General features: G+C 46.0%; 27 protein-coding genes. All 27 read left to right on the top strand.

The window, feature by feature from the left end; translation table 11 throughout:
* Positions 1 to 472, top strand: a 472-nt coding sequence (locus KKI13_02305; protein ID MBU4487884.1) for a DNA repair protein RadA, incomplete at its 5' end; no start/stop codon positions are given.
* A 35-nt stretch (positions 473 to 507) separates the two neighbouring features.
* Positions 508 to 1,488 carry a TRAM domain-containing protein gene (locus KKI13_02300; protein ID MBU4487883.1) on the top strand — a complete coding sequence of 327 codons (981 nt, stop codon included), beginning with the start codon at positions 508 to 510 and terminating at the stop codon, positions 1,486 to 1,488.
* Entirely contained in the window at positions 1,485 to 2,171 is a 687-nt protein-coding gene (gene ispD / locus KKI13_02295) for a 2-C-methyl-D-erythritol 4-phosphate cytidylyltransferase (protein ID MBU4487882.1), read from the top strand. The genes KKI13_02300 and ispD overlap by 4 nt, the downstream gene beginning before the upstream one ends.
* Positions 2,168 to 2,644, top strand: coding sequence for a 2-C-methyl-D-erythritol 2,4-cyclodiphosphate synthase (gene ispF, locus KKI13_02290; GenBank protein MBU4487881.1), 477 nt, complete (start codon positions 2,168 to 2,170; stop codon positions 2,642 to 2,644). The genes ispD and ispF overlap by 4 nt, the downstream gene beginning before the upstream one ends.
* 4 nt (positions 2,645 to 2,648) lie before the next feature.
* A complete protein-coding gene (gene cysE / locus KKI13_02285) occupies positions 2,649 to 3,365 on the top strand; it encodes a serine O-acetyltransferase (protein MBU4487880.1) in 717 nt (238 codons plus the stop codon).
* Positions 3,366 to 3,399: 34 nt separating this feature from the next.
* The gene (gene cysS / locus KKI13_02280; GenBank protein MBU4487879.1) at positions 3,400 to 4,824 is read left to right on the top strand and encodes a cysteine--tRNA ligase; all 1,425 of its coding nucleotides are present in this window, start codon (positions 3,400 to 3,402) and stop codon (positions 4,822 to 4,824) included.
* The gene (locus tag KKI13_02275; protein MBU4487878.1) at positions 4,821 to 5,771 is read left to right on the top strand and encodes a sugar ABC transporter permease; all 951 of its coding nucleotides are present in this window, start codon (positions 4,821 to 4,823) and stop codon (positions 5,769 to 5,771) included. Before cysS ends, KKI13_02275 begins: the two co-directional genes overlap by 4 nt.
* An 80-nt stretch (positions 5,772 to 5,851) precedes the next feature.
* Positions 5,852 to 6,739 carry a carbohydrate ABC transporter permease gene (locus KKI13_02270; GenBank protein MBU4487877.1) on the top strand — a complete coding sequence of 296 codons (888 nt, stop codon included), beginning with the start codon at positions 5,852 to 5,854 and terminating at the stop codon, positions 6,737 to 6,739.
* On the top strand, positions 6,736 to 7,371 hold the full coding sequence (tmk, locus tag KKI13_02265) for a dTMP kinase (GenBank protein ID MBU4487876.1): 636 nt from the start codon (positions 6,736 to 6,738) through the stop codon (positions 7,369 to 7,371). The genes KKI13_02270 and tmk overlap by 4 nt, the downstream gene beginning before the upstream one ends.
* Before the next feature lies 1 nt (position 7,372).
* Entirely contained in the window at positions 7,373 to 8,323 is a 951-nt protein-coding gene (gene holB / locus KKI13_02260) for a DNA polymerase III subunit delta' (GenBank protein MBU4487875.1), read from the top strand.
* Positions 8,324 to 9,133: a stage 0 sporulation family protein gene (locus KKI13_02255; GenBank protein MBU4487874.1), complete on the top strand. Its 810-nt coding sequence runs from the start codon at positions 8,324 to 8,326 to the stop codon at positions 9,131 to 9,133.
* The gene (gene metG / locus KKI13_02250) at positions 9,130 to 10,710 is read left to right on the top strand and encodes a methionine--tRNA ligase (protein MBU4487873.1); all 1,581 of its coding nucleotides are present in this window, start codon (positions 9,130 to 9,132) and stop codon (positions 10,708 to 10,710) included. Before KKI13_02255 ends, metG begins: the two co-directional genes overlap by 4 nt.
* Positions 10,711 to 10,724: 14 nt before the next feature.
* The gene (locus KKI13_02245) at positions 10,725 to 11,498 is read left to right on the top strand and encodes a TatD family hydrolase (GenBank protein MBU4487872.1); all 774 of its coding nucleotides are present in this window, start codon (positions 10,725 to 10,727) and stop codon (positions 11,496 to 11,498) included.
* Positions 11,495 to 12,541: a CPBP family intramembrane metalloprotease gene (locus KKI13_02240; GenBank protein ID MBU4487871.1), complete on the top strand. Its 1,047-nt coding sequence runs from the start codon at positions 11,495 to 11,497 to the stop codon at positions 12,539 to 12,541. The genes KKI13_02245 and KKI13_02240 overlap by 4 nt, the downstream gene beginning before the upstream one ends.
* Before the next feature lie 48 nt (positions 12,542 to 12,589).
* The gene (locus tag KKI13_02235; GenBank protein ID MBU4487870.1) at positions 12,590 to 13,705 is read left to right on the top strand and encodes a DUF362 domain-containing protein; all 1,116 of its coding nucleotides are present in this window, start codon (positions 12,590 to 12,592) and stop codon (positions 13,703 to 13,705) included.
* Positions 13,706 to 13,822: 117 nt separating this feature from the next.
* Positions 13,823 to 14,836 carry an S-methyl-5-thioribose-1-phosphate isomerase gene (gene mtnA, locus KKI13_02230; protein MBU4487869.1) on the top strand — a complete coding sequence of 338 codons (1,014 nt, stop codon included), beginning with the start codon at positions 13,823 to 13,825 and terminating at the stop codon, positions 14,834 to 14,836.
* 14 nt (positions 14,837 to 14,850) lie between these two features.
* Positions 14,851 to 15,543 (top strand): DUF1559 domain-containing protein, encoded by a 693-nt coding sequence (locus KKI13_02225; GenBank protein ID MBU4487868.1) that lies wholly within the window; start codon positions 14,851 to 14,853, stop codon positions 15,541 to 15,543.
* Between the two features lie 67 nt (positions 15,544 to 15,610).
* Positions 15,611 to 16,222, top strand: a complete 612-nt coding sequence (locus KKI13_02220; protein MBU4487867.1) for a DUF1559 domain-containing protein — start codon at positions 15,611 to 15,613, stop codon at positions 16,220 to 16,222.
* A gap of 189 nt (positions 16,223 to 16,411) precedes the next feature.
* Entirely contained in the window at positions 16,412 to 16,963 is a 552-nt protein-coding gene (locus KKI13_02215; GenBank protein MBU4487866.1) for a transposase, read from the top strand.
* A gap of 64 nt (positions 16,964 to 17,027) precedes the next feature.
* The gene (locus KKI13_02210; GenBank protein MBU4487865.1) at positions 17,028 to 17,927 is read left to right on the top strand and encodes a thiamine-phosphate kinase; all 900 of its coding nucleotides are present in this window, start codon (positions 17,028 to 17,030) and stop codon (positions 17,925 to 17,927) included.
* Positions 17,928 to 17,987: 60 nt separating this feature from the next.
* Complete coding sequence (gene tsaE / locus KKI13_02205; GenBank protein ID MBU4487864.1) at positions 17,988 to 18,452, top strand: tRNA (adenosine(37)-N6)-threonylcarbamoyltransferase complex ATPase subunit type 1 TsaE; 465 nt, start codon at positions 17,988 to 17,990, stop codon at positions 18,450 to 18,452.
* Positions 18,449 to 19,171: a tRNA (adenosine(37)-N6)-threonylcarbamoyltransferase complex dimerization subunit type 1 TsaB gene (tsaB, locus tag KKI13_02200; GenBank protein MBU4487863.1), complete on the top strand. Its 723-nt coding sequence runs from the start codon at positions 18,449 to 18,451 to the stop codon at positions 19,169 to 19,171. The genes tsaE and tsaB overlap by 4 nt, the downstream gene beginning before the upstream one ends.
* Positions 19,172 to 19,221: 50 nt before the next feature.
* Positions 19,222 to 20,346, top strand: a complete 1,125-nt coding sequence (alr, locus tag KKI13_02195; GenBank protein MBU4487862.1) for an alanine racemase — start codon at positions 19,222 to 19,224, stop codon at positions 20,344 to 20,346.
* Between the two features lie 170 nt (positions 20,347 to 20,516).
* The gene (gene ilvD / locus KKI13_02190) at positions 20,517 to 22,172 is read left to right on the top strand and encodes a dihydroxy-acid dehydratase (protein MBU4487861.1); all 1,656 of its coding nucleotides are present in this window, start codon (positions 20,517 to 20,519) and stop codon (positions 22,170 to 22,172) included.
* Entirely contained in the window at positions 22,169 to 23,839 is a 1,671-nt protein-coding gene (gene ilvB, locus KKI13_02185; GenBank protein ID MBU4487860.1) for a biosynthetic-type acetolactate synthase large subunit, read from the top strand. Before ilvD ends, ilvB begins: the two co-directional genes overlap by 4 nt.
* Positions 23,836 to 24,309, top strand: coding sequence for an acetolactate synthase small subunit (gene ilvN / locus KKI13_02180; protein MBU4487859.1), 474 nt, complete (start codon positions 23,836 to 23,838; stop codon positions 24,307 to 24,309). The genes ilvB and ilvN overlap by 4 nt, the downstream gene beginning before the upstream one ends.
* 96 nt (positions 24,310 to 24,405) lie before the next feature.
* The gene (gene ilvC / locus KKI13_02175; GenBank protein ID MBU4487858.1) at positions 24,406 to 25,398 is read left to right on the top strand and encodes a ketol-acid reductoisomerase; all 993 of its coding nucleotides are present in this window, start codon (positions 24,406 to 24,408) and stop codon (positions 25,396 to 25,398) included.
* The last annotated feature ends 33 nt before the right edge of the window (positions 25,399 to 25,431 follow it).

Raw genomic sequence — 25,431 nt, 5'->3', positions numbered from 1 at the left:
GAGGCCGCTTTTAGTGGAAGTGCAGGCGCTCCTTTCACCGACAAATTTTGCCGCGCCAAAAAGAGAAACGCGGGGAGTCGATTATAACAGGATCTCCCTTATTTCTGCCGTATTGGACCGGCGCTTGGGCATGGAGTTTGGCAAGTTTGACATATACGTGAATGTAGCGGGAGGAGTGAGCATACAAGAACCGGCCGTAGATCTGGGTATAGCGCTTGCTATGGCCTCTAATTATAAAGATACGCCGTGCGATTACGACTCTGTTATTATGGGAGAGGTCGGATTGGGCGGCGAAATAAGGAGCATAAACCAGATAGAAAACAGGCTCAAAGAGAGCGAACGCCTCGGTTTTAAACGCGCCATTATCCCTAAGAGCAATTTTACCGGCTTGACGGGTAAGATCAATATGGAAATTATCCCGGTATCTTTCTTAAAAGAGGCGCTTGAGACAGTGTTCGCTAAACGGAGGTGATTTTTTTGACTATAATATTTGTAAGAATATTTTTTATGTTTTTAAGCGTGGTGGCGGGTTATTACATAGGATCTTTCTTTTCCGACGTTAATACCAGTTCTCCGATTATAGGCGGTACCGTGGGTCTTTTGTGCGCGGGCCTTTTGATATTGAGCGAGATGTTTATGCGGAAGGTTTCCACCAGAAACCTTTCAGCCGGCCTGGTAGGGCTTATATTCGGTATATTTATGAGTTGGATACTAACTACAGTTATCAAGCTTATCCCGATGAATTCGGAGATCTTTCTTTCAATACAGATCGTTCTAACACTGATATTCTGTTATCTGGGAATGGTAATTTCGCTTCGCGGTAAGGACGAGTTCAGCCTTATAATACCTTATGTGAAGTTTGACCGGCGCGACCAGGCGGAGGAGCTTATAATCCTGGATACTTCCGTAATTATAGACGGCAGGATCGCAGACATATGCCAGACCAAATTTATAAGCGGCCATCTTGTAATACCGCGTTTTGTATTGAAAGAGCTGCAGCAGGTAGCCGATTCCAATGATACGCTTAAACGCAACAGGGGCCGCCGCGGTTTGGACATATTGAACAAAATGCAGAAAAATCCCAGCATGAATATAAAGATAGCCGACGAAGATTTTCCCGAGATAACGGATGTAGACGCAAAACTTATAAAGATGGCAACAGTCTTGAGCGGCAAGATAGTTACGAATGATTATAACCTGAATAAGATAGCGGAACTTCAGGGCGTTACAGTGCTGAATATCAACGACCTTGCGAATGCGCTGAGGCCGGTAGTATTGCCCGGCGAGGTAATGCAGGTCAGGATCACCAAGGAAGGCAAGGAATACAACCAGGGCGTTGCGTATCTGGACGACGGTACCATGGTCGTTGTGGATAACGCCAGGTATCTTATCGGGCAGGCCCTCAAAGTTATAGTCACTAGCGTCCTTCAGACCTCTGCCGGCAGGATGATCTTTGCCAAACTCGAAGAAGGTGACAAGCGACGTTGAATACTACAGCTATAGTTGTTGCGGCGGGGAAAGGAAGAAGGTTTAAATCGAATGGGAAAAAGCCCTTTGTAAGATTGGGGAAGAGGCCGTTGGTGACATATGCGCTTATGGCTTTTGAACGTTCTCCTGTAATAAATGATATTATTCTGGTAGTGGATAGGCCGTTAATAAAAAAAGCGGCGTCGCTCGTCAAAAAGTACCGCATAAATAAAGTAACGCACATAGTAAAAGGCGGACGGGTAAGGTCACAATCGGTCAAGAATGGTTTAGCGCGCGTCGGTAAGGATGCGCGGCTCGTGTTGATACATGACGGCGTAAGGCCTTTTGTAGATAAGGGCCTTGTCAAAAAAGTCGTTAATGCGGCAGCGAGATTCGGCGCGGCAATTTTAGCTCACCCGGTCAAACCGACTATAAAGGTGTCTCGTGACCGGTCATTCGTGAGCTATACGCCCGAGCGGCGGCATTTATGGGAAGCCGAGACACCGCAGGCCTTTAGACGGAAGATTATAGAAAGCGCTTACAAGAAGGCGGCTCGCGGGAAATATTACACGGATGATGCCGCGCTGGTCGAGTGCGCCGGCACAAAAGTCAAGATCGTAAAAGGCGATTATAAGAATATTAAGATTACGACGGTAGAGGATTTAAAAATAGCCCAAGCGCTTCTAAGGCAACATTTATTATGATAAGGATAGGCATAGGTTACGATTTTCACCGCTTAGTGAAAGAAAGAAAGCTTTTTCTCGGGGGAGTGGAGATTCCGTATGCCAAAGGGCTGGAAGGCCACTCCGACGCTGATGTAGTGCTTCATGCCATATGTGACGCGCTTTTAGGCGCGGCCGGATTTGGTGACATCGGCCAGCATTTTCCGGATTACGAACCTAAATACAAGGGCATATCAAGCAAAGAGCTTATCAGGGAAGTAAATGCCATGCTGGAAAGGGACAAATGGCGCATCGGCAATATAGATATCATAATGGTCATGGAAGAGCCGAAGATAAGCCCCTTCAGAGAGAAGATGCGAGTCTCTATTGCAGAGGCGCTTAATATAGATAAAGAGAAGGTAAATATCAAAGCGACTACCACCGAAGGCGTCGGCGCCCTCGGAAGAGGTGAGGCGATAGCCGCCCAGGCTGCGGCTTTACTAGAAAAAGGATAATGAAATGCTTCTACTCGGCGTGATATTAGAATTTCTGGTTTTGATTATAATCCTGACAGCCCTCTATTTAATATTGGCGGCCACATTCTTCAAGAATGAGATAAAATCCGCCCTTGAGAGAGATCCTGCGGCGACGAGCCCTATAGAGATAATGCTTACGTATTCAGGATTTCATGCCATAGTTATACATAAGATAACCCGCACTCTTCACAATGCGAAAATACCTTTCCTGCCGAGGCTTCTTTCACAACTCGGGAAATTAATCACAGGCATCGAGATCCATCCGGGCGCGACGATAGGTAAGAACCTATTTATAGACCACGGCATGGGCGTTGTTATAGGGGAGACGACGATAATAGGGAGTAACGTTACGCTATTTCAAGGCGTGACACTGGGCGGTACAGGAAAGGAAAAGGGCAAGCGCCATCCGACCTTGGGAGATAATATAGTAGTGGGAGCGGGGGCAAAGGTCCTTGGCAATATAACGATAGGCGACAATGTAAGCATAGGCGCAAACGCCGTTGTGGTAAGGGACGTCCCGCCGAATTCTACGGTCGTAGGCGTACCCGGACGCATAACCAGAAGAGAAGGCAAAAAGATACCCGGAATAAATCTGGATTATACATCATTGCCCGATCCCCTCGCAAATTCGCTGGACCGTCTGCAGGAAGAGATAGATAAAATAGAGTCGGAAATCAAGGACTGGCACGAGAAAAAATAATTAAGCTTTCAGCTAGAAGTGAAATTAAATGTCTATCTATATATATAATTCACTCACACGAAAGAAGGAAGAATTCAGGCCGATAAAAGCGAAACATGTCACAATGTACGTATGCGGCCCCACGGTGTACGACGAACCGCACATAGGTCATGCGAGAGGGGCCTTTATTTTTGATGTTGTCCGCAATTATTTTAAATATAAAGGCTATAGTGTGAAATACGTCCGCAATGTTACGGATGTGGACGATAAGATAATAGATAAAGCGAAAAAGGAATTTGCCGGGAAGGAACTTTTGAGCGCGGTCAGCGAAGTATCTTCCAAGTATCTCGATTCGTATCATAAGGCTATGGAAACACTCGGCATTATGGAACCCGACTTGGAGCCAAGAGCCACGGCCTACATAGCCAAAATGGTCAAGTTTATTGAACATCTTATAGAACATGGCGCCGCATATGCCGCGTCCGGCGACGTATATTTCGATATTAAAAAGGCCAAAAATTACGGAAAGCTGTCAAATCAGTCCATTGGAAATATGGAGTCCGGCCGAAGAGTGATTTCCGGCGAGAATAAAAAAGACGCGCTCGACTTTGCTTTGTGGAAAAAGGCAAAGGAAGATGAGCCTTCCTGGCCGAGCCCCTGGGGCGACGGCAGGCCGGGCTGGCATATCGAGTGTTCCGTAATGAGCTCCGATATACTCGGGGATAAGTTTGATATCCACGGCGGCGGTATAGACCTTATATTTCCGCATCATGAAAATGAGATTGCGCAGTCAGAGGGCGCGGGAAAGAAATTTGCGCGCTGCTGGATGCATAACGGCCTTCTTGTCATAGGAGGCCAGAAGATGGCAAAGTCGCTCGGGAATTACCTTACGATAGCCGATTTTCTAAAAAAGTATAAAGACCCGGATATCCTTAAGGTATTTTTCTTATCAAGCCATTATAGAAGCCCGGTAGATTTTACGGATGAGGCGATAGAAGCGGCAGGCTCGGCCGTTTTAAGGATCAGGATATTTCTTGAAGCGGCAGGTGACTTTGTTTCCAAGAATGCGTCGGCCAAAAAATCATCCGGCTCGGGAACCGTCGAAGCCATACGCGCCGAGTTTGAAAAGGCAATGGAAGACGATTTCAATACAGCGCGCGCTTTAGCGGTAATTTTTGAAGCCGTAACAGCCGGTAATTCTGCGCTTACCTCCGGCGGCATAGAACCGGCGGTGAAATCGGCACTTTTAAAAGAATTGTCCGATACTATAAGAGGGGCGGCAAAGGTACTGGGGCTTACGTTTGTAAAAAAAGATATCCCGATCGAGCTTGAAAAAACAATAAGCGAAAAAGTCCGGGCGCGCGAAGAAGCAAGAAGGAAAAAAGACTATAAGTTGGCGGATGATATAAGAAAAGGCCTCGAAAAAGAGGGCGTCATAATAGAGGATACCAAAGACGGCCCGAAATGGAGGGCGGAGTGAAAGCCTGGAAAGCCAAGAATATAGAATCGGCGGTCGCGTATACATTTCTACTGCCCAACCTGCTCGGATTTCTCATCTTTACATCGCTGCCTGTTTTGGCGTCACTCTTCCTCAGTTTTATGGACGCGCAGCTTGTGCCATGGCCTCAGGTCCTCTCGACGAAGTTTGTGGGCTTTGATAATTTTATTAAATTGTTAGGGTTTCATTGCCATAACGGCGCATGGGCAGCCAATGACCCTAAGTTCTGGAAATTTACCGGGAACACCATCTTTCTTATGATGGTCATACCCATACAGATATTTTCTTCGCTTATTCTCGCTATCATAATGAATCAGAAATTGAAGGGCATAACGGCATTCAGGACCATATACTTTCTTCCCACCATATCAAACGGCGTAGCTATATGCCTTCTCTGGCAATGGATATATAATCCGAATTTCGGGCTCCTAAACAGCATGATTGCAAAGCTGGGCAGCATGTTGGGCTTTGCATGGGAGGGGCCTTTGTGGCTGTCGTCTATAGCGTGGGCAAAACCGTCTCTTATGTTAATGAGCCTGTGGGTCGCGATAGGCGGATATAATACTATACTCTATCTTGCGGCACTGCAGAATATCCCCAAGGATTTCTATGAAGCGGCGGAAATAGACGGCGCGAATGGATGGCAGAAATTCTGGTCTGTTACTTGGCCGATGATAAGCCCCACCACATTTTTTATAACAATAATGAGTATCATATGGGGCTTTCAGGGCGGGTTTGAACAGGCGTATATAATGACGCGCGGCGGCCCGAACGGCGCTACTACGACATTGGAGTATTACATATATAATAACTTGTACGAATGGCACCACGTCGGATATGCCGCCAGCGTGGCGTGGTTTCTGTTTATCATTATATTCATAATAACGATCATTAACTGGCGATTTGGCGGGAAGCTGGTTCAGTATTAAAAAAAGGGGACAGGCTACTTTTTTGGAAAAGCCTTTCTTCTTTTGGAAAAGTAGCCTGTCCCCTTTTTTTTGGTGGAAAAATGAAAAAAACAGAAGTAATATCAAAAGAATTAGCGGAATCCAAACGGCGTAAAACCAGACGCGAGCTTATCTTCAAAGGCATTACCTACGCCTTCCTCGTACTCTTCGGCATTACCATGATTTTGCCGTTTTTGTGGATGATCTCCACATCACTAAAAGAGCCGCAGGCGGTATACGCGTTTCCGCCAAAATGGATACCTGACCCGGTAGTGTGGGCGAGTTATTTGAAAGTATGGAAAGTAGTGCCGTTCGCGAGGTTTTATCTTAACAGCATACTTGTTGCCCTTGCCGTTACGCTGGGGCAGGTGTTCACGAGCGCTTTCGCGGCATACGCATTTTCGCGCCTTACTTTTCCCGGAAGGGACAAGATATTTTTCTCGTATCTTGCGACGATGATGATACCGGGTTCGGTGACGCTCGTACCGGTATATATACTTATGGTCCATTTCAGGTGGATAGATTCGTACAAAGCGCTCATAATCCCGGCCATATTTACCGCTTACGGCACATTTATGCTGCGCCAATTCTTTATGGGAATACCGCGCGACCTTGAGGACGCGGCCAGGATAGACGGATGCAGTTTGTTCGGGATTTTCTGGAAGATAATTTTGCCTCTTTCGAAGCCGATTCTGGCGACTTTGACCACTTTTACGTTTATGGCTTCATGGAATAATTTTATGTGGCCGCTCTTAGTTACCGAATCGGTAGAGAAAAAAACCCTGCCCATAGGCCTTGCGTATTTCCAGGAGGTCTACCAGTATACCCAGCCCGACTGGAGCCTTCTTATGGCTGGCTCGCTTTTAGTCACGATCCCCGTTATCTTAGTATTCGTATTTAACCAGAGGTTCTTTGTCGAAGGTATCAAGCTGAGCGGAATCAAGGGATGAAAAAAGGCGTATTCATAACATTTGAAGGGCCGGAGGGCTCGGGCAAGACGACGCAGGCCTCGCTTCTTTATACTTATCTTGTAAGCGAAGGTTATAAGTGCGTATTGACGCGCGAACCCGGCGGCATACCGCTCAGCGAAAAGATAAGGGAAATTCTGCTTAACCCAAAGCATAAAGGCATAAATGCGGTTTGCGAGACATTGCTGTTTGAAGCGAGCCGCGCCGCGCTCGTAGAGAAGATTATCCTGCCATCTTTGTCAAAAGACCTTATAGTAATAAGCGACAGGTTCAGCGATGCTACACTTGCCTACCAGGGCTTTGCCGGCAACCAGGATATCAAGACGATAAAGACCATCGATGGCTATGCGACGCAGGGCATAAGGCCGGATATCACTATATTATTGGATATCGGCGTAAAAGTTGGACTTAAAAGGGCGAGCGGAAAGAGGAAATACAAAGGGCCCGACCGCATGGAAAGAAAATCGCTCGCATATCACGAAGCGGTAAGACGCGGATATCTTACGCTTGCGCGAGGTGACAAGAAGAGGATAAAAGTAATAAAAACACAGAGCACGATAGAGAAGACGCACCAAATTGTCAAAAAAGAAGTAACTAAGTATCTAAAAGGTTAAGATGTCATTTAAAGATATAAAGGGGCAGGAAGAACCGATAAGCCGCCTAAAAAATGCCATAAAGAATAATAAAGTGGCGTCTTCCTATATATTTGCCGGACTAAAAGGCAGCGGCCGTTTTCTTTTGGCCGCTAATTTTGCCAAGGCGCTAAATTGCGCATCTTCGGAAAATATCCCATGCGATGTCTGCCCATCCTGCAGAAAAATAGATAGCGGAAATCACCCCGATGTCAGAATAGTGCTTCCCGAGGCGAAGGGCGGAGAGGTAACCATACAGAGCATAAGGGGGATTGTAAGGGATATAGTTCTGAAGCCATACGAAGGCCGGTATAAGGTATTCATAATCAAAGACGCGCATCTTTTGAACATTGAGGCGGCAAATTCTTTTTTAAAGACCCTTGAGGAGCCGCCGGCATATTCTGTATTAATACTTATTGCCGAAAGGCCCGGAGATCTACTGCCTACTATAGTTTCCCGCTGCCAGATAATAAGAATAGATCCTTTAAGAGCGTGTATTTTGGCCGACATACTTGTAGCCGAATACGGCATAGAAAGACAAAAGGCAGCGTCTTTGGCAAGGATGTGCGAAGGTAGGCTCGGACGGTTTAAAGAAGCGGGCGATGCTATACTGTCGAACCGCGACAGAGTGCTGAAAAAATTTTCAGAAGAAGAGTTTGTTGAGACTTTAAGCCGAAGCTCGCGCGGAAGTTTATCAGATGAACTTTCCGTATTGGCCGCCTGGTACAGGGATATACTGGTTTTTAAGGCGACCAAAGACACCGGACTCGTAATAAACTATGACAAGATAAATGATATAAAGGAGCAGGAAATGCTGTACAGTAGAGACAGACTTTTGGATGTATTCAATAGCGTATTAAAAGCAAAAGACGAGATTGAGAATAATATTAACCCGAAAATCGCGCTTAGCGCGATGATGGCGAAAGGTATTTAAATGTACGAAGTAATACAAGTAAGGCTTAGAGAAGCGGGCAAGGTAAGCTATTTTTCCACATCCGGCCTGCGTCCGGTAGTGGACAGCTGCGTTATAGTGCAGGCCGACAGGGGGCTTGACTACGGCTTAGTCGTATCGGAGCCGGAGATCATATTGGATGCGGAGGTCGTTGAAGAACCCTTGCGTAAGATAATAAGGGAAGCGACCCCCCAGGACCTCGCGCAGATAGAAAAAAATAAGAAGAAGATAAAGGAAGTAATAGCGACCTGCGAAGAAAAGATAAAAGCGCACAATCTTCCCATGAAACTCATTGACGCCGAATACTCCTTTGATAGATCAAGAGTAGTATTCTATTTTACCGCCGAAGGGAGGGTGGACTTCAGGGAGCTCATAAAGGACCTTGCGGCCATTTTGAAAGCGCGCATAGAGCTGAAGCAGATAGGCGTGAGGGATGAAGCGCGTTTTCTAGGCGGATTCGGTCCGTGCGGCAGGGCGCTTTGCTGCGCTTCATTTTTAAAGGATTTTGACGCGGTAACTATAAAAATGGCCAAAGACCAGAACCTTCCTTTAAATCCCGCTAAAATATCCGGATTGTGCGGGCGTCTTATGTGCTGTCTTAGTTATGAACACGAATGTTATAAAGAATTGATGAAGGACATGCCGCGCGAAGGCGAAAGGATAAAGACCAAAGATGTTAAAGGCAAAGTAATAAATGTAAATGCCATTAAAAGAACGGTAACGATAGAAGCCGAAGACGGCAGGCAGGTAGAAATTCCCTGGAATACCATATCCCCGAAGGAACGGAAATGACCGAAAAAGCGAGAGGTAAAATATTCTATATAACCACGCCTCTTTATTATGTAAACGCATCCCCCCACATAGGCCACGCCTATACCCAAATAGCTACGGATGCCCTGGCGAGGTTTCGCAGGCTTCTGGGGGAGGATGTATTTTTTTTGACGGGGACAGACGAACACGGGGAGAAGATAGAAGAGGCGAGTATAGAGGCTGGGCATAAAGAGGGCGAAGAGAAAGCATTCGTAGACAAAATACACGAAAATTTCAAAACCCTATGGAAAAACCTTGATATAGAGTACGATTTTTTCATAAGGACGACCGATAAAAGTCACGAAGAAGCAGTAAAATATATCCTTGAAGCTCTCAATAAAAAGGGCGACATATATAAAAAGAAATACGAAGGTTATTTTTGCACGCCATGCGAGACATTCTGGACGAATTTTCAGGTGAGCGAAAACGTCTGCCCTGATTGCAAACGCCCTGTAGAAAAAATAGAAGAAGATAACTATTTTTTCAAGATATCTCAATACAAAGATTGGCTCAAGGATTATATAAATGCAAATCCCGATTTTATAAAACCCACCTCCAGAAGAAACGAGATCATGGGGCTACTTTCGAACGAAGAGCTTATAGACCTGTGTATTTCAAGGCCGAAAGATAGGCTAAAATGGGGCATAGAAATACCATTTGATAAAGATTTTGTAGCATATGTTTGGTTTGACGCGCTTATAAATTATATATCCGCCGCCGGTTACCCCAAAGATGAGAAAAGATTTCTTTCTCTCTGGCCCGCCGATTTTCATATTATAGGAAAAGATATAATAAGGCATCATGCCATATATTGGCCGATTATGCTGAAGGCCCTCGGCCTTCCAATGCCCAAAACGATCTTTGCCCACGGCTGGTGGACATTTAAAGGCGAAAAGATGTCCAAGTCAAAGGGAAATATAGTCGACCCCAATTATATGATAGCTACTTATGGTAAGGACGCATTCCGGTATTTTCTCCTGCGGGAGATATCTTTCGGGCTCGACGGCTCCTTTGACGAAGACTCTATAATTACTCGCCATGATTCGGATTTGGCAAACGACCTTGGCAACCTGCTTAACAGAACTCTCACCATGGTGGAAAAATATTACGGCGGAATAATTCCTCCTAAAGCGTCGGGCAGCGCTTCGGAAGAGAAGAACGCCAAGATAAAAGAGATAATAAAAACTTTACCCGATTCCATGATACGAAATATGGCCCAAATCAATTTCAGCGGCGCGCTTTCTTCTATATGGGAGTTGGTCAACGCCGCCAATAAATATATTGAGGAGTCAAAGCCATGGGCCCTTTTTAAAGAGAAGAAAGACGAGGAGTTGAAGGCCGTGATGCATAACCTCCTCGAGAGCCTGGGTATCGTAACGATAGCAGTATCGGCTTTTATGCCTTCTACTGCCGCCGAGATGTGGAGGCAGCTTGCGTTTAAAGGAAGACTTACCGAGGCGTGTTTTGACGATATGAAAGGCAAAAAGGCCCTTGCCGAGCCCGGTTTAAAAATAAATAAGGCCAATCCTCTTTTTCCAAGAATACGCTCGGACAAATAATCGCAATCATAAAAATGCTAATAGATACTCACTGCCATCTTGATTTTAAAGATTTTGATAGAGACAGGGATGATGTTTTAAAAAGGGCCGGCACTGAGGGCGTCAGATATATAATAAATATAGGCTCAAGCCCTGAGGGCTCTAAAAGGTCCCTGGAACTTGCCGATAAGTACGACGAGGTCTTTGCCTCCCTTGGCATCCATCCGCATGACGCGCCTTTGGCAGACGAAAAAATGATCGCAGAATTTCGGCGCATGGCACAGCATAAGAAAGTTGTCGCCATAGGCGAGGTCGGATTGGATTACTATAAATGCGAGTCCCCTAAAGACAGCCAAAAAGATGCTTTCAGGAGATTTATAAGGCTTGCCGTCGAGTGTGATCTGCCGCTCGTTATACATAATCGGGAGGCGGATCTTGATGCGTTGTCTATTCTCAAAGAGGAAACCGGCGGAAAGATTAAAGGCGTTATGCATTGTTTTTCCGGAAATCCAGAATTTCTGGGCCAATGCCTTGAGATGGGATTATTTGTCTCTTTTACCTGTAACGTAACGTTCAAGAACGCAAAGCTCCTCCGCTTGGTGCTCGCCGAAACGCCCCTCGAGAAACTTCTTTTAGAAACAGATGCCCCCTTTTTAGCGCCTCAGGCGTTTAGAGGCCAGCGCAACGAACCCTCATATCTTAAATATCTTGCGGAAGAGATATCAAAAGTCAAAAATATACCCGGAGAAAAAATAGAAGAAGTGACAACCGAAAATGCCATCCACTTTTTCGGGTTGGATAGAATATGAAGCTTAAAGAAATAATTATACGTGAAAAGCTCTACCTTTTTCTTCTTGCATTTATAATCCTGGCCAATTTTTCGCTCTACTCAGTCAGTAAGGCATTAGAAGCGGTACCGATATCAAAGATCTTTGATAAAGAGATATCATCGGAAGAGGATGCGATATTTAACGAAAATATAATAAAGGCCGTCACATCAAAACCCATTATTTACATGGCGTTCCTTATGTTATCTATGGGTTTTTTATTGCTTTTTTTGGCGGGAATTATCATAGACGGGTTATTTTTATGCGATAAAATACAGGATAGGGAATCCATTGCTATAACTCAAGCCGTCGGAAAAGCTGATTGGGGTATCTTAGAGATATGTAAGGTCATAATAATATTCTTTTTCGCGGAATCGGTGGCAGCTTTATTCACTATAGGCGCCGCTCTTTTTTTGCCGAATATTATTTTAAGGGGCAATATTCAGCTCATGGTTATAGCAACGGTGCTTGACGTTGTGGCGGTAGGGGCCATATTCTATTTTGTGCTTATTGTCAAAAAGCGCAATATGAACTCGCTAGGGCTGACCGCAAAGAATTTTTTTCTTAATGTAAAGTACGGAATAACGGCTTATATCGGATTAGTACCTATTTTTCTGGTAGTCACGATAGCGGTAGCGGTCATATTCAAAGTTCTGAATATTCCCGTCGAGCCGCAGAAAGTCGTGGAGATATTAAAAAAAGAAGAAGATATGCCGTCTTTGATTTATATGTGCTTCTTCACTTCCTTGCTCGGGCCCGTGATGGAAGAGATATTTTTCAGGGGTTTTGTGTACGGCGCTCTTAAGAACAGAATAGGGATATTGGGCGGCGTGCTCGTAAGCGCGGCATTTTTTGCCTATGTCCACGCAAACTTGGCGAGCTTTGTGCCGATTCTTTCGCTCGGCATCCTGCTTGCCTATATTTACGAAAAGACGGGCAGTCTCGTCTCTTCGATAACAGCGCATATTATGCATAACTCCGCGATGCTTGTCGTTTTGCTTTTTTTAAAAAGCGTTTCGAACTAAATATAGTAGTAGGGGACGTTTAAACGTCCCCTACTATGAGAGGTTTGCATGTCCAAAGTATCAATAGTCAAATGCAGTGACTATGATCCTAATAAAGTAGAAGCCGCGGTATTTCGCTCTGTGGAACTATTGGGCGGCATAGGAAGTTTTGTAAAAAAAGGCGATACGGTCCTTATAAAGCCGAATCTCCTTTCGGCGAGCCCTCCGGAAGAGGCCGTCTGCACGCACCCGGAAGTCGTGAGAGCGGCAATAAGATTGGTAAAAAAAGCCGGCCGAGAAGCGCTTGTCGGCGATTCGCCGGGGACATTTTTGGGCACCAAAGAGATTGAAGAGGTCTACGAAAAGACCGGCATAAAGAGCGTTGCCGAAGAAGAAAATGCTGAGCTGGTAAAATTTGACAAATCGCGGATGGTAGGGGGCTATCCAATAGCCATTGAGGCGCTTAAAGCGTCATTTATACTATCGCTGCCTAAACTCAAGACGCATGTTTTTACGGTGATGACAGGTGCCGTAAAGAACACCTTTGGGATGGTGCCCGGCCTTTTTAAGAGCCAGTGTCATAAAAAAAGCCCCCAGCCGAAAAAATTTGCTGCAATATTACTGGATGTCTACGGGATAGTGAAGCCCGGGCTTTCTATATTGGACGGTATTGTGGGAATGGAAGGTGAAGGGCCGGCAGCGGGAAGAGTTGTAAATACCGGTATAGTCGCGGCCAGTGCCGACGGGGTAAGCCTTGACGCAGTCATATCCAAAATAGCAGGCGTGCCTGCTTCAAAAGACATCATAGTAAATGAAGCGCGCAGGCGGAACGCGGGAGAGGCAGATCTGAATAAAATAGAAGTATTGGGCGAACCCATAGAGGCGGTAAAGTTTAAGAAATTCAGGCTGCCCGTGACGGCGAGCGCTGTGAGCGCGCTGCCGGATTTTATAATGGACTTCATGCGGGGAATACTCAATTTTAGGCCGTTTATATACGAGAAGGCATGCGTGAAGTGCGGCATATGCAAGACTGCCTGCCCGGTTGACGCAATTACTATCAGCAAGACAGAATCGCGCATATATGATAATATATGTATTAGGTGTTTCTGCTGCCACGAGATGTGCCCGCATAAGGCGATCTATATAAAGAAGGGGTTATTAACGCGGCTGTTATGGAGGAGCTGAACAGCCATCGAAGCCGCGACCAAAAGCGATAAGTTACGAATATCGCCACACGGCGGGACACCCCGCGCCCAATAACTTAAGCGTGTTTTAAGCGGAGTGTCCCGCGACAAGGCCACTATGCAGACAATTGCATGGAAAAACAAAAAAGCGGTAATAATAGATCAGACGAAGCTGCCGCATAAGCTGGCCTACCTCAATATTAGAGATGCTAGAACAATGTGGTGGGCGATAAAGAAGCTAAAAATTCGGGGCGCGCCGGCAATAGGCGTGGCGGGCGCTTTCGGTGTAGTTTTGGGCACGCAGAATATGCGAGCTGATAAGTATGGGGTATTCAAACGCCGCCTTGACGAAATCATAAAATATCTTGTCTCGTGCAGGCCCACAGCGGTGAATTTGGCCTGGGCGTTGGAGCGGATGAGAAGATGCGCGGAAAAAAATAAGTCAGATAGTGTGACGAAGATAAAATCAACCCTTCTTAAAGAAGCGGTCAAAATTATGGAAGAAGATAAGATATGCTGCCGAAAGATGGCCCGCCACGGCGCAAAGTTTATAAAGAACGGCGATAGTATTTTGACGCATTGCAACGCCGGCGGGCTTGCGACGGTAGATTACGGCACGGCGCTCGGCGTTTTATTTGAGGCAAAAAAACAGGGTAAGAAAATAAAAGTCTTTGTCGATGAGACGCGGCCGCTTTTGCAGGGCGCGCGGCTTACAGCGTGGGAATTATTGAAAGCAGGCATCGATACGACACTCATATGCGACAATATGGCGGCAAGCCTTATGGCAAAAGGCAAGATCGACAAAATATTCGTCGGGGCCGACAGAATCGCGCAAAACGGAGACGTCGCCAATAAAATCGGCACATACAATCTGGCGGTGTTAGCAAAATACCACAAAATACCGTTTTACGTAGTTGCGCCTGTTTCTACAATCGATTTAAAATTGTCTTCAGGTAAGCACATACCGATAGAAGAACGGGATGAGGATGAAGTGCGGACGGTAATGACGAAGCGCATTGCGCCTAAAAACGTGAAAGCATATAATCCGGCTTTTGACGTTACGCCGGCACGCTTAATCACAGCCATAATAACCGAATCTGGGGTCAGACCCTCGTTATGTAAACTACGCTAAACAGAAAAAGGAATATGGCGAAAAAAGCATTCACATTAATCGAACTTCTGGTTGTAATAGTTATAATAGGCATCCTCGCGGCTTTGATTATACCGGCTATGGGCGCGGCGCGAGAGGGAGCGCGCAGGGCAATGTGTGCTAATAACCTGAGGCAGATCGGCGTGGCCCTGTATATGTATGCTGATGATAATAATGATTCTTTGCCGCCTTGTACGACATTTTCCTATATGAATACAATATGGATAGGAAGCCTTAATCAAAAACAAGGCTTGGGGTATCTTTATCCCAGCTATGTGGATGATTTAAATATCATGTATTGTCCTTCGGCAAAACCTTCTATGCGAGAACCCAGAGGCCCCGATAATTTCGGAAAAAGCGGTGTCATTACCGGAACGGATTATACAATAACGTATTACTGGGGAGGGGCTTCTTCTTTTCTTGTCACTTATGGAGGATTTTATTTTACAAATACACCCGGGGTTGATAAGGTAATCGGTCTGAGCAAACTAAGTAACGCAATATTAGTATTTGATCACTATGCATACCTTGGTATCAACGGGCCTCCTCGTGTAGAGCTCAATGGCAATCACAAAAATGGGGTAAATGTGTTGTGGTCGGATAGCTCTATTAGTTGGTATCCTTTAGATACAAGTGCGGTGAGAATGGTAAGACCCACATTGGATGATGTCGCAGCGACAAAAAAATGAGAATATCAGGTAGAATCTGGGGTCAGACCCTCGCTATGTAAACTACGCCAACAGGTGGAACATCACTATGAATAGAAAAGCGTTTACTTTAATAGAACTGCTTGTAGTTATAGTTATTGTTGGGGTTATTATGGCTATACTCATGCCTGTTCTTAGCAGGGCACGGGAAGGTGCGCGGCGCGTACAGTGCGCAAATAATGTACGGCAGATGGGCATAGCCTGGCATCTGTATCTTGATGATAACGGAGAGGCATTTCCTTCCAGATATAACGCTTACCCCGGTTATACGGGTGTTAAATATGATATGATACGGACATTCGGCGGAAAAACCGGTTCATATTCCAACGTTCCGGCAAGTATGAGAGCTATCAACCGCTATCTGGATATTAAAGATGACAATAGCCCGAACGTTCAGATGTTCAATTGTCCCAGCAACAGGAATTATGTATTTGATACGTGGGGAAGCCAGTACGCATTTAATACTGATTTATGCGGTATAAGAGTTTCGCAGATAAGAACGCCGTTTTCAGATTTATTTTTAGTACGCGATTGGTGGCCAGGTTCTCCGCATGGAAAAGGGCGGAACAAAAATGGTTATTTATCACCCAGGACTAATGTAGTTTTCATGGATGGCCATGTTGAAATGCGGACTCTTGAAGACGTTGAAAGCCACCCATAGTGAGCAGCAGAGGTAAAAAAGAGTACGTTAAGTAGTACCATTTACCAAGTCAATCGTAAGATACGGGGTCAGACCCTCGTTATGTAAACTACGCTAAAATGAAAAAATAAAATAATTTTTGAAAGAAAATAGCTCCCTTGTTCGTATATATATATGAGAGCAGTTATACAAACGAACAAAGGAGTTTTTATGGCCAGGCCACTTAGGATGGAAGCGGCAGGCATCCCCTGCCACCTGATGATTCGCGGCAATAATCGCGAAAATGTCTTTATTGATACAGATTGTTTTAATAGATATATGGAGATCTTAAAAGGCTATAAGGAAAGGTTTGGATATAAATTATATTGTTACTGCCTTATTCTTAACCACATACATCTCCTTATGGAAGCTTCCGAGAAAGCCCTCGTTTCAAAAATTATGCAATGTGTAAATACCAGCTTTACAATGTATTATAATAAAAAATTTGGCAGGACCGGCCATGTATTCGAAGGACGATATAAGTCAAAGATCATAAAAGATGATAGGTATCTTTTAGGGGTAAGCAGGTATATTCATAGGAATCCGCTAAAACACGGACTCTGTCAAGACCCCAGAGATTATAAATATTCTTCGATAAAAAGCTACTTACCAAGCAGCATGGACGATGGGTTGGTTGATGCCACTTTTATACTTAAGATGTTGAATGACGATATAGATATGGCAAAAAAAGAATATGAGGCACTACTAATGGACTGTAGTTAACATAATCGGGGTCTGACCCTAATTATGCTACAAATATGGGATTATTAGTGGTAAAATAAGCCACATGAAGATAAAAACGCTCGGCGAGTTTGGTTTAATAGAGAGAGTAAAGAAGAAAGCGATACCTCTGAAGAGCGCCGTTTTGGGCATCGACGATGATTGCGCCGTTATAGATTATACAAAAGATAGGTATCTTCTACTAACTGTGGACATGCTGATAGATGGCGTCCACTTTAATTTGAGAAAAGCCGGGCCAAAGAGAGTCGGAAGAAAGGCATTAGCGGTATCTTTGAGTGATATTGCGGCTATGGGGGGAGTTCCAAAATATTGTCTTATATCGGTCGGTTTACCGCCAAACATGCCGGTTAAGGTTGTCGATGATTTTTACGCGGGTTTCGTTAAATTAGCGAAGGAATACAAAGTGGAACTTATCGGCGGTGATACTAATAAATCGGATAAGCTTATTTGTGATGTCTGTGTCGTCGGGGAAGTGGAAAAACACCGCTTAGTTAAACGCAGCGGCGCCAAAATAGGCGACAAGATATATGTCACAGGGCGATTAGGCGGATCCATAAAGGTCAAGCAATATAATTTTACTCCCAAAGTCAAAGAAGCTAGGATTTTAGTCAAAAATTTCAAAGTCAACGCTATGATAGATATCTCGGATGGGCTATCATCAGACTTGCGGCATATTGCCGAGTCAAGTAATACCGGCGCGCTTATATACGAAAAAGACATTCCTATTTCCAAGGGTTCGTCCTTAAAGGGCGCACTGACCGACGGTGAAGACTTCGAGCTCTTATTTACGATGCCGGGCAATGTGAATGAAAAAGTATTGACTAAAAAGCTTGGTGTTCGAGTTAGTATGATAGGCGAGATTGTTGCTGAATACAAAAACGTCACAATAGTGGATAAGAGCGGAAAAAGAGTCGGATTGAAGCCGGCAGGATATCGACATTTCTAACCTGACAAATCTAACCAGGTTAGACTAACCAGGTTAGATTAGCGGGGGCTAGGTATTTTAATGGCACGAAGTTTTGTTTCTAAGACCAGGGATGAGACGATAAATTTCGGCAAACGGCTCGGCAAAAGTTTGAAGGCCGGAGACGTGGTCGGGCTTTCGGGCCAGCTTGGAAGCGGCAAGACGGTTTTGACTAAAGGGATTGCTAGAGGCTTAGGCGTAAAACAAAGTAGCTATGTAAACAGCCCGTCTTTTGTAATTCTTAAGGAATATAAGGGGCGAATTCCTCTTTACCACTTTGACGTTTATCGACTAAAAGATATTTTACAGTTTTCCACCGTCGGATATGATGAATATTTTTACGGCAAAGGTGTCTCGGTTGTAGAATGGGCCGATAAAGTGAAAGAGGCATTGCCGAAAGAATATCTTATGATAAATATCGATATCGCAGGTTCGAGCAAAAGAAGAATTAGCGCGAAAGCCCATGGAAAACGTTACGAAAAGATGCTCGAGAAGATGAAATTATGATAACACTTGGCGTAGACACGTCTACAGAATTTTTGACGGTAAGCGTAATAAGCGGTAATAAGGTGCTCTCCGATTATAACGCAATAGGCCGGCTTAGCCATTCGGCGCTTCTTGTGCCGACTATACAAAAGGCGCTAAGGAAAGCCAGAAAGAAACTCAAAGACGTCGATCTTTTTGCCGTCGGTATGGGCCCCGGCTCTTTTACGGGTCTCAGGATAGGCGTAACGGCGATGAGGGCCTTTTCCATAGCATTAAATAAGCCCATAATTGGCGTGCCGACGCTGGACGCAATAGCATATAATGCTTTGGAGTTATACTCCGGCCATCGTAGTTTACATAATGGGGGTCTGACCCCAATACCGATTCTGGATGCAAAGAAAAGTCAGGTCTACGCTTGTATTTATCGCATAGATGGTGATAGACTTGTAAGGAATAGTGATTATTTGCTTGAGCCTGTTGAGCGGCTGATGAAACGGTTAGAAGGAGATGTTTTATTTCTAGGCGACGGCATAGCTATATATAAAGATAAGTTGATGGCAGAGAAGACGATCAAGGCAAAGTTTATCGAAGATAATCGGTGGTTTCCCAAGGCGAGCGTGATCGCCAAATTGGGGCTCGAGATGTTTAAAAGCGGTAAGCGTGACGACCCGTACGATTTAGAGCCGCTTTATTTGTATGCGCGGGATTGCAATGTCATGGGCAGACCCCGGCCATCGTAGTTTACATAACGAGGGTCTGACCCCAAAGGGATGATATGTTTAAAACAAAAATGACGCATAGGGCTACGTGGGCTGAGGTCGATCTCGGAGCCATTGTCTACAATTATCGGCAGGTCAAGAAATTGGTGGCGAACGGCGCATCCATACTCGTCATCGTAAAAGGCAATGCGTACGGCCATGGCATGTTTGAGGTCACAAAGGCGCTTGAGAAAGCCGGCGCGGACTTCTTCGGCGTTGCCACTCTCGACGAGGCGCTCCATCTTCGCGAAAGAAAAATAAAGACGCCGATACTCGTTTTGGGTTCGGTGCTTCCCAAAGAAGTGGAGCCGGCTATTAAAAATGACATAACGCTCACCCTGTGCGATATGGAGCTTGCCAAGATCATCAATAGGGCGGCGGCCAAGCTGAAGAAAAAAGCAAAAGTTCACATCAAGATAGATACGGGCATGGGCCGCATAGGCGTCTGGCATGAAGGCGCTTTCGATTTTGTTAAGGATGTCATTTTCGATTGTAAAAATATTTTTGTAGAAGGCATATATACCCATTTTTCCGTAGCCGGCAGGGATAAATTCTTTACGACATATCAACTTGACTCTTTTAATGCCCTCCTGGAAGAACTCAAGCACCTTGGCATAGATATACCTTACCGCCATGCCGCCAACAGCATAGCGATTGTTGCTATTAAAAAGGCGCATTTAAATTTAGTGCGGCCGGGAATAATAATGTACGGCATGTATCCGAAAAGGTCGTTTTCACGCCTATTTCGCCTTAAACCGGCGATGTCCCTTAAGACAAAGATAGTATTTCTTAAAAAGACGCCACCCGGGATGTCCATAAGTTACGGGAGGACCTACATCACCCAGAAACCCACAGTTATCGCAACTCTTCCGATAGGCTATGCCGACGGCTACGGCCGTATCCTCTCCAATAAGGCGAAGGTCCTAGTCAGGGGCGAGAAGGCCCCGGTAGTAGGAAAGGTTACCATGGACCAGACCATGGTAGACGTTGGACACATAGAGGGGGTCAAGTTGGGAGATGAAGTCGTCCTAATAGGCAAACAGGGCAATAATGAGATAAGCTGCGAAGAGCTTGCGCGCCTGGCAGGCACGATTCCATACGAAATAGTCTGCTCCATAACTAACCGCGTTCCAAGGATATACAAGAATTCCCGCTAAATCCTAATTTTGTTGACAAATTTCCTCCCCATGGGTATAATAATGGGTCTTATAATGTAAAATGAATAAGATAGTCCCTTGCTTAAGCACTTGAAAATTTCTGCAAAATTTTCTGCGTAAGCTGCGGGATCAATTCGTCCCGCCATGGCGGGACTCATTGGGGGAATGTTATGCGCAGCGACAAGATAAAAAGAGGACTGGAAAGAGCGGGTAACAGGGCCTTACTTTACGCAACCGGTATTACTAAAAAGGAGATGGCCAAGCCCTTCATAGGGGTATTTTCAAGCCACTCTGACATAATACCCGGTCATATAGGGATGCGGAGGCTGGAGCGCTTTATTGAGCGGGGTATTGTGAGCGCGGGAGGCGTGCCTTTTATATTTGGGATACCGGGCATATGCGACGGCATAGCTATGGGCCATTCAGGCATGAAGTATTCGCTTCCGAGCCGCGAGCTAATCGCGGATATGGTCGAGACGATCATGAGGGCGCATTCGCTTGACGGGATGGTTTTACTTACTAATTGCGATAAGATAACGCCCGGCATGATTATGGCGGCGGCAAGGCTTAATTTGCCGGCAATAACCGTAACGGCAGGCCCTATGCTTTCCGGAAGGTATGCAGGCAGAAGGCTTTCTTTGGTAAAAGATACCTTTGAGGCAGTCGGCCGCTTCAAAAAGGGCGAGATATCGCAGGAAGAATTGGGCTGTCTTGAAATGGAAGCGTGCCCCGGCGCAGGATCGTGCCAGGGGCTTTATACGGCTAATTCCATGGCCTGCATTACTGAGGTGATGGGCATGAGCCTTCCTTATTCGGCTTCAGCGCTCGCTGTTTCGGCAAAAAAAGACAGGATCTCTTTTGAAAGCGGCGAAAGGATCATTTCGCTTGTGAGAAGGAATGTCCTGCCGCGCACCATCATGCGCAAAGAGGCGATTGAAAATGCTATCATTGTCGATATGGCAATGGGCGGATCAAGCAACACGGTCCTTCACATAAAAGCCATAGCAAATGAACTTGGCATTAATCTGCCGCTAAAGGAATTTGATAAGATCAGCCGCGAAACGCCGCACATCGTCAATTTACTGCCCGGCGGAGAATATTTTATGGAAGATCTTGATATGGCCGGAGGTATACCCGCTGTTCTTAAAAGGCTTCGCAATAGACTGAACGACGTCGACACAGTGTCCGGAGATAAAATATCCAAGATAGCGCGGGAGGCGCGGATATTTGACGAAGAAATCATCCGTCCGCTCAATAACCCTTACCATAAAGAGGGCGGCATGGCAATACTTTACGGCAACCTCGCGCCGGATGGCGCGGTTGTTAAGCAGAGCGCTGTTTCCAGTAAGATGTTAAAGTTTAGAGGCCGCGCGCGCGTTTTTGATTCGGAAGAATCGGCGATGCAGGCGATAATGAACGCAAAAATAGTAAAAGGCGACGTTGTGGTCATAAGATACGAAGGGCCGAGGGGTGGACCCGGCATGAGGGAGATGCTTTCGCCGACATCGAGTATTGTCGGTATGGGCCTTGCTAACGATGTCGCGCTTATAACTGACGGAAGATTTTCCGGCGGGACTAAAGGTCCGTGCATTGGCCACATATCTCCCGAGGCGGCAATCGGCGGGCCGATCGCCGCGATCAAAGACGGCGATACGATCCTGATAGATATCCCCAATAGAAAACTGGAACTAGATGTGAATATTGGCGAGATCAAGAAGAGGCTGTCCAAGTGGACAGCGCCCAAGCCATCCATTAGCGAAGGATATCTTAAGCGGTATGCCGAAGCGGTTACGCAGGCGAATGAAGGGGCGGTGTTCGGAAAATGAAATTAAAAGGCGCGAATATACTTCTGGAGGCTTTGAAAAAAGAAGGGGTCGATGTCATATTCGGTTACCCTGGCGGGCAGGTCCTGCCTATTTTAGACGCCCTTTATGACGAAAAGATAAATTTCATACTGACGCGCCATGAGCAGGCAGCTGCTCACGCGGCGGACGGATATGCGCGGGCAACGGGCAAAGTCGGGGTATGTCTTGCTACTTCCGGCCCCGGCGCCACAAATCTTACTACCGGCCTGGCAACCGCGTATATGGATTCTATTCCCATGGTTGCCATCACAGGCCAGGTAAAGACACACCTCATAGGAAACGACGCTTTTCAGGAAGCGGATGTTACGGGAATAACCAGACCCATAACAAAGTATAACTATCTTGTGAAAGACATCAAAGACCTCGCGCGCATAGTGCGCGAAGCGTTCTATGTGGCATCGACAGGCAGGCCCGGGCCTGTGCTTATAGATATACCATCGGATGTCCAAATGGCGGAGGCGGAGTTTATTTGGCACGAAAAAATTACAATGCGCAGTTATAAACCGACGTACGTCGGACATCCGGGACAAATAAAAAAGGCGGCAAAGGCGATATCGCTTGCCAAAAGGCCCATTATTTACGCGGGTGGCGGCATCATAATCTCCGGCGCGCACAAAGAACTTAGAGACCTGGCAGAAAAAATAAAGACGCCCGTTACCTGGACCCTTATGGGCATAGGCGGTTTTCCGTCAAAACATGAGCTTTCTTTGGGAATGCTCGGCATGCATGGTACGGCTTATGCAAACCACGCTATAATGGAATCGGATCTTATTATCGCAGTGGGCGCGCGTTTCGACGACCGCGTGACGGGGAGGCTCGACGCATTTGCGCCTCACGCCAAGATTGTGCATATTGACATAGACCCGTCTTCCATAAGTAAAAATGTCAGCGTAGAAATACCCATAGTGGGAGACGCAAAGAATATATTAAGCGAACTGGTAGGCGAAATCAAAAAGGCACCTGATACCTCAGAATGGCTTAAGACCGTGGATGAGTGGAAGAAGAAGTTCCCCATGCAATATAAAGAAGACGGCATTCTTAAGCCCCAGTATGTGGTCGAGCAGATCTATGAGGCGACAAAAGGCGACGCTATTATTGCCACAGAGGTCGGGCAAAATCAGATGTGGGCGGCCCAATGGTACCAATATTCCCATCCGCGCACATTCCTCTCTTCCGGCGGCCTCGGGACGATGGGGTACGGTTTTCCCGCGGCTATGGGCGCTAAGGTGGGGTGTCCGGACAAAATTGTGTTTGATATAGCCGGCGACGGCTCAATACAAATGAATATACAGGAACTCGCCACTTGCGTTTGCAATAAAATAAATGTAAAAGTGGCGATACTCAATAATGGCTACTTGGGCATGGTCAGGCAATGGCAGGAACTTTTTTACAAAAGGCGTTATTCGCAGGTTTCGATCACAGGGCCCGATTTTGTGAAGCTTGCCGAAAGCTATGGCGCGGTGGGCATATCTGTCAGCAAAAAAGAAGACGTGCGCCCGGCGATCGAGAAGGCCATCAAAACGGATAACACAGTTTTTATAGATTTCCGCGTGGAAGCGGAAGAGAATGTCTATCCTATGGTGCCGGCGGGCGAAGCGATTAACAAAATTATCGGGGGGTTGGCATGAGGCGGACAATATCACTTCTAGTAGAAAACAAATTCGGTGTCTTGGCGCGTATTGCCGGGCTTTTCAGCGCGCGGGGGTACAATATTGCCTCTCTCGCCGTCTCTGAGACATTGGACCCGGTAGTCTCTTATATGACTGTAGTGGTCGAGGCCGAGGACGAGAAGATACTCGAACAGATAAAGAAGCAGCTCAATAAATTGATCGACGTTATAACGGTTACCGACTTTACGAAGAAAGAGCATATTGACAGAGAGATGGTTTTAATAAAAGTGGATTATTCCCCGAAAGACAAAGGGAAGATAGAGAATCTTCTTAATAAGTATGTAGGGAAGATCATATATTCAAAAGGAGATATCGCGATCATTGAAGCGGTTGGAGACCAGGCGCAGATAAAAGAATTGCTCGAGGAGCTCGGGAAATTCGGCGTAAAGGAACTGGTCAGGACCGGAAGAGTGGCAGTCGGTTATTAATTATATGTGCCGCGGGAGGGGGTCAGACCCCCGGCACATATTTGTAGTTTACATAACGAGGGTCTGACCCCGATAGACCGAGAAAGGAAAATAATTATGCTGAAGATTTACTATGATAACGATGCAGACCCGAGTATATTAAAGGATAAAAAGATCGCCATAATCGGCTACGGCATACAGGGCCGGGGCCAGGCGCTGAACCTCCGCGACAGCGGGCTCAATGTCATAGTGAGCGAAATAGAAGCGAGCCCGAATTATGAGACGGCAAAAAAAGATGGCTTCAATCCTATATCCGCATCCGAAGCGGCAAAGCAGGCCGATATCGTCCAGATACTGACGCAGGATCACGTGCAGGCGAAGGTCTACAAGGAATCCATAGCTCCGTATATGACCAAGGGAAAGGCGCTTGTTTTTTCACACGGATTTAATATAAGATTCAAGCAGATAAAACCGAGTAAGAAGATAGATGTCTTTATGGTGGCGCCGAAAGGCCCGGGAGCTTTAGTGAGAAAGATGTACGAAGAAGGGAAAGGCGTTCCATGCCTTGTGGCCATTCATCAGGACGCTACCGGTGATGCTATGAAACTGGCGCTCGCTTACGCTAAAGCGATAGGCGGAACGCGGGCAGGCGTTATTGAGACTACATTTTCTGAAGAGACAGAAACAGATCTTTTCGGAGAGCAGGCTGTTCTTTGCGGAGGCGTCAGCGAAATGATCAAGGCAGGATTTGACACGCTGGTAGAGGCGGGTTATCAACCGGAAATAGCATACTTCGAAGTCCTGCACGAATTGAAACTGATAACCGATCTTATACAGGAGACCGGCATAAGCGGGATGAGGCGCAGGGTTTCAAATACGGCCTGCTACGGCGATGTTACGCGCGGCCCCATGGTTATAACTGAAAAGACCCGCAAAATAATGAAGAAGATGTTGAAGGATATCCGATCCGGCAAGTTTGCCCGCGAATGGATAAGGGAGAACGAAGAGGGACGGCCCAATTTTAACAAGCTTTTAAAAGCGGGCGATGAACATCCCATAGAGGCAGTGGGTAAGAAGCTGCGCGAAATGATGCCCTGGATGAAAAAGTAGAGAGCTATCAGCTATCAGCCGTCAGCTCTCAGC

The sequence above is a fragment of the Candidatus Omnitrophota bacterium genome (assembly GCA_018894435.1).
Lineage (GTDB): Bacteria > Omnitrophota > Gorgyraeia > JAHIPI01 > JAHIPI01 > JAHIPI01.
Note: the sequence above shows the minus strand (reverse complement) of the source record. Positions and strands in the feature narration are given on the sequence as shown.

Excerpts from the sequence above, each read along its gene's own strand:
- KKI13_02300 (MBU4487883.1), top strand. The coding sequence starts at position 508 with ATGTTTTTAAGCGTGGTGGCGGGTTATTACATAGGATCTTTCTTTTCC.
- ispF (MBU4487881.1), top strand. The coding sequence starts at position 2,168 with ATGATAAGGATAGGCATAGGTTACGATTTTCACCGCTTAGTGAAAGAA.
- cysE (MBU4487880.1), top strand. The coding sequence starts at position 2,649 with ATGCTTCTACTCGGCGTGATATTAGAATTTCTGGTTTTGATTATAATC.
- KKI13_02270 (MBU4487877.1), top strand. The coding sequence starts at position 5,852 with ATGAAAAAAACAGAAGTAATATCAAAAGAATTAGCGGAATCCAAACGG.
- tmk (MBU4487876.1), top strand. The coding sequence starts at position 6,736 with ATGAAAAAAGGCGTATTCATAACATTTGAAGGGCCGGAGGGCTCGGGC.
- holB (MBU4487875.1), top strand. The coding sequence starts at position 7,373 with ATGTCATTTAAAGATATAAAGGGGCAGGAAGAACCGATAAGCCGCCTA.
- KKI13_02255 (MBU4487874.1), top strand. The coding sequence starts at position 8,324 with ATGTACGAAGTAATACAAGTAAGGCTTAGAGAAGCGGGCAAGGTAAGC.
- metG (MBU4487873.1), top strand. The coding sequence starts at position 9,130 with ATGACCGAAAAAGCGAGAGGTAAAATATTCTATATAACCACGCCTCTT.
- KKI13_02245 (MBU4487872.1), top strand. The coding sequence starts at position 10,725 with ATGCTAATAGATACTCACTGCCATCTTGATTTTAAAGATTTTGATAGA.
- KKI13_02240 (MBU4487871.1), top strand. The coding sequence starts at position 11,495 with ATGAAGCTTAAAGAAATAATTATACGTGAAAAGCTCTACCTTTTTCTT.
- KKI13_02235 (MBU4487870.1), top strand. The coding sequence starts at position 12,590 with ATGTCCAAAGTATCAATAGTCAAATGCAGTGACTATGATCCTAATAAA.
- mtnA (MBU4487869.1), top strand. The coding sequence starts at position 13,823 with ATGCAGACAATTGCATGGAAAAACAAAAAAGCGGTAATAATAGATCAG.
- KKI13_02225 (MBU4487868.1), top strand. The coding sequence starts at position 14,851 with ATGGCGAAAAAAGCATTCACATTAATCGAACTTCTGGTTGTAATAGTT.
- KKI13_02220 (MBU4487867.1), top strand. The coding sequence starts at position 15,611 with ATGAATAGAAAAGCGTTTACTTTAATAGAACTGCTTGTAGTTATAGTT.
- KKI13_02215 (MBU4487866.1), top strand. The coding sequence starts at position 16,412 with ATGGCCAGGCCACTTAGGATGGAAGCGGCAGGCATCCCCTGCCACCTG.
- KKI13_02210 (MBU4487865.1), top strand. The coding sequence starts at position 17,028 with ATGAAGATAAAAACGCTCGGCGAGTTTGGTTTAATAGAGAGAGTAAAG.
- tsaE (MBU4487864.1), top strand. The coding sequence starts at position 17,988 with ATGGCACGAAGTTTTGTTTCTAAGACCAGGGATGAGACGATAAATTTC.
- tsaB (MBU4487863.1), top strand. The coding sequence starts at position 18,449 with ATGATAACACTTGGCGTAGACACGTCTACAGAATTTTTGACGGTAAGC.
- alr (MBU4487862.1), top strand. The coding sequence starts at position 19,222 with ATGACGCATAGGGCTACGTGGGCTGAGGTCGATCTCGGAGCCATTGTC.
- ilvD (MBU4487861.1), top strand. The coding sequence starts at position 20,517 with ATGCGCAGCGACAAGATAAAAAGAGGACTGGAAAGAGCGGGTAACAGG.
- ilvB (MBU4487860.1), top strand. The coding sequence starts at position 22,169 with ATGAAATTAAAAGGCGCGAATATACTTCTGGAGGCTTTGAAAAAAGAA.
- ilvN (MBU4487859.1), top strand. The coding sequence starts at position 23,836 with ATGAGGCGGACAATATCACTTCTAGTAGAAAACAAATTCGGTGTCTTG.
- ilvC (MBU4487858.1), top strand. The coding sequence starts at position 24,406 with ATGCTGAAGATTTACTATGATAACGATGCAGACCCGAGTATATTAAAG.